Below are 2904 nucleotides of genomic sequence, written 5' to 3' on the forward strand. Positions count from 1 at the left end.
AAAGCCCACCCCGAGCGGTTCACCGCCCGCGCCGAGGCCCGACCCAAGATCCTCGACCGGCAGCCTGCCACGTGGATCAACCAGCCATCAGCCGACGAGATGCAACTCGCCGCCTAACACCCACCGGCCTCATCCGCCTTGACAAATTCCGCTGCTCTGATCCAACAGACTGACTTCGCTATCGGCCCGTTCGTCCTGGGAATTTCCTTGGCGGCATCGTGGCAGCTCACTTTTGGCCCCTACATTGCGGACTACTCCCGCTACCTTCCCAAGAACACATCCCAGCGTGCGACCATGGGGTGGACCTTCGCCGGCAGCGTGATCGGAGGCTCACTCGCCATGATCCTGGGCGCCCTGGGCGCAGCGATCGGCGGCCACAGCTTCAACACCAACCAGGTCGGATACCTCGCCAACCTTGGAGCCGGGTTCGCATGGCTGGTCCTGCTTGCCGTGATCTGCGGAAAACTCACCGGCAACACCCTGAGCACCTACGGCGGGTTCATGTCCCTGGCCACCATCGTCACCGCCGTCACCCGGCGCGAAATCATCACCGGCAAAGCCAGGACCGGTTACATCGTCCTGATCTCCGCAGCAGCCCTGAGCATCGCCCTGGCCGCAAGCGACAACTTCCTCGGAGCCTTCACCAATTTCCTGCTCTTCCTGCTCTACTTCATGACACCGTGGTCCGCCATCAACCTCGTCGACTTCTACTTCGTCCGCAAAGAAAAGTACAACGTCGCCGCACTCTTCGAACCGGACGGCGAATACGGGCGCATCAGCTGGACCGCCATCGCCGCGTACGCCGCCGGAATCCTCATCCAGATCCCGTTCATGAACAGCCCCCTCTACGTCGGGCCCGTCGCGGAATGGCTGGGAGGAGCCGAAATCGCATGGCTCATCGGCCTGGCCGTCTCCGGCGGCCTGTATTACCTGTTCGCTCCGGCCCGCAAAGCACCGCCGTACTCCACCCGCCCCGCCGTGGACGAACAGCCAGAGGCTGCCGCCGTGACCCGCCCGTCCATCTGACCCGCTAACGCCTACACAGGAGTACCCCCATGAAATATGATCCCGGCTTCGAGAAGAGCCCCCTGCCGTTCGCCCCCTTCAAGAGCCTCACGGTCCCCCGGCCCATCGGCTGGCTCTCCAGCGTCAGCAAAGACGGCGTGGAGAACATCGCGCCCTACAGCCAATGGCAAAACCTGACCTTCGACCCGCCCATGGTGATGTTCGCCGCCAACCAATACCCCGACGGGCGGCGTAAAGACACCGTCATCAACGCCGAAGAAACCGGCTGGTTCGTCTGGAACATGGCCACCTGGGACCTCCGCGAAGCCGTCAACATCAGTGCAATGGCACTCCCGCCGGGCGACAGCGAATTCGACCGACTCAACGTCACGAAAAAGAAGGCCGATCTCTCCGACACACCCATGGTCGCCGAAAGCCCCTTCCACTTTGAATGCCGGTACCTGTCCACCCACCGGATCCCCGGCAACTCCACCGTCGGAAGCATCGACGTCGTCTACGCCACCGTGGAACGCATCCACCTGGACGAAAACTGCCTTACCCCGGACGGACGGATCGACATCCCCAAGGCCAAACCGATCGCGCGCATGGGCTACTACGACTACACCGTCGTCACCGACACCTTCGAGATGAAAGTCCCCAGCTCCGACGCCGACGAAATGGCAGGCCTCGCAGGACAACCCGCATAGTTCCACCGCACAGCTATTTTCGCGCCGCGTGCCCGGTACCGCTGAAGTCTCACTTCCGAGGTACCGGGTTCCGGCGCCGGCCTGGAGAACCCGTGGGACCGCCCGAACCCGGTTCGGTTAATTTCGTTCCACAACTACGTGCCAAGGTCGTCCGCGGCTATCGGGAAAGTAGTTTCTCACCGTCGGGTCGTAACTCTCCGTTGGGCGATACGTGCCGGTACAGCGTCTGGCGGGTAATTCCGAGTTCGGTACAGAGTTCGCTGACTTTGGTGCCGGGCTTGCCCATGGACGCCAGGGCGAGCCGGAGCTTGGCGGGGGTCATCTTGTACGGGCGTCCGCCGTTCCGGCCTCGGGCGCGGGCGGCGGCGAGACCCGCGAGGGTGCGTTCAGAGATCAGTTCGCGTTCGAACTCGGCCAGTGCGGCGAAGATCCCGAAGACCAGCTTCCCGGAGGCCGTGGTGGTATCGATGGCGGCACCCTGACCGGTGAGGACCTTAAGTCCGATGCCGCGTTCAGTAAGGTCGTGGACGATGTTGACCAAGTGCCGCAGGTCTCGTCCGAGCCGGTCCAGTTTCCAGACGACCAGGGTGTCCCCGTGCCGCAGGGCCTTGAGGCAGGCGGCCAGCTGGGGCCGGTCGTCCTTCTTCCCGGAGGCCCTGTCTTCGTAAAGGGAGTCCGCCCCGATGCTGGCGGCCAGGAGCGCGTCGCGCTGCAGGTCAGTGGTCTGGGAGCCGTCCGCCTTCGAGACCCGCATGTACCCAACCAGCATTGCCGCTTCCTTGTCATTTATACGTTCGTTTAAGTGACAGCAGACCCAATGACCGGTTCGAAATCGGAACGTGTCACTTAACCCGTTACGTATTCTACGTCAGGCAAAGGGTTGCTTTCCTTTTGTTTGTGACAGAGAGTCGAGGGGGATCTGAAGCTCGGCGAAGGCGTCTTTGAGACCGCGAACGGCTTCCTCACTGCGACACCCGTAGTGTGCGAAGTCGAAGAGGTGCTTCGCGACCACGGGATCGGTTTTGGCTGCCGCGATGCATGCGGAATTTGTCAAGGCGGATGAGGCCGGTGGGTGTTAGGCGGCGAGTTGCATCTCGTCGGCTGATGGCTGGTTGATCCACGTGGCAGGCTGCCGGTCGAGGATCTTGGGTCGGGCCTCGGCGCGGGCGGTGAACCGCTCGGGGTGGGCTTT

3 protein-coding genes are annotated in these 2904 nt (G+C 62.8%); 2 read left to right on the forward strand and 1 reads right to left on the reverse strand.

Annotated elements, in window-relative coordinates; all coding sequences use genetic code 11:
* The first annotated feature begins 138 nt into the window (after positions 1 to 138).
* Positions 139 to 1026 carry a purine-cytosine permease family protein gene (locus tag BKD30_RS15085; RefSeq protein ID WP_083956601.1) on the forward strand — a complete coding sequence of 296 codons (888 nt, stop codon included), beginning with the start codon at positions 139 to 141 and terminating at the stop codon, positions 1024 to 1026.
* 29 nt (positions 1027 to 1055) lie between these two features.
* Positions 1056 to 1712, forward strand: coding sequence for a flavin reductase family protein (locus tag BKD30_RS15090; protein ID WP_021472079.1), 657 nt, complete (start codon positions 1056 to 1058; stop codon positions 1710 to 1712).
* A gap of 157 nt (positions 1713 to 1869) precedes the next feature.
* Here the strand turns inward: BKD30_RS15090 and BKD30_RS15095 are convergent, their stop codons facing one another.
* The gene (locus BKD30_RS15095; RefSeq protein WP_076705917.1) at positions 1870 to 2481 is read right to left on the reverse strand and encodes a recombinase family protein; all 612 of its coding nucleotides are present in this window, start codon (positions 2479 to 2481) and stop codon (positions 1870 to 1872) included.
* Positions 2482 to 2904 lie beyond the last annotated feature (423 nt).

The sequence above is a fragment of the Tersicoccus phoenicis genome (genome assembly GCF_001968835.1).
Taxonomy (GTDB): domain Bacteria; phylum Actinomycetota; class Actinomycetes; order Actinomycetales; family Micrococcaceae; genus Tersicoccus; species Tersicoccus phoenicis.

Bases quoted from the DNA above. Each gene is read 5' to 3' on its own strand.
- BKD30_RS15090 (WP_021472079.1), top strand. From the start codon at position 1,056: ATGAAATATGATCCCGGCTTCGAGAAGAGCCCCCTGCCGTTCGCCCCC.
- BKD30_RS15095 (WP_076705917.1), bottom strand. From the start codon at position 2,481: ATGCTGGTTGGGTACATGCGGGTCTCGAAGGCGGACGGCTCCCAGACC.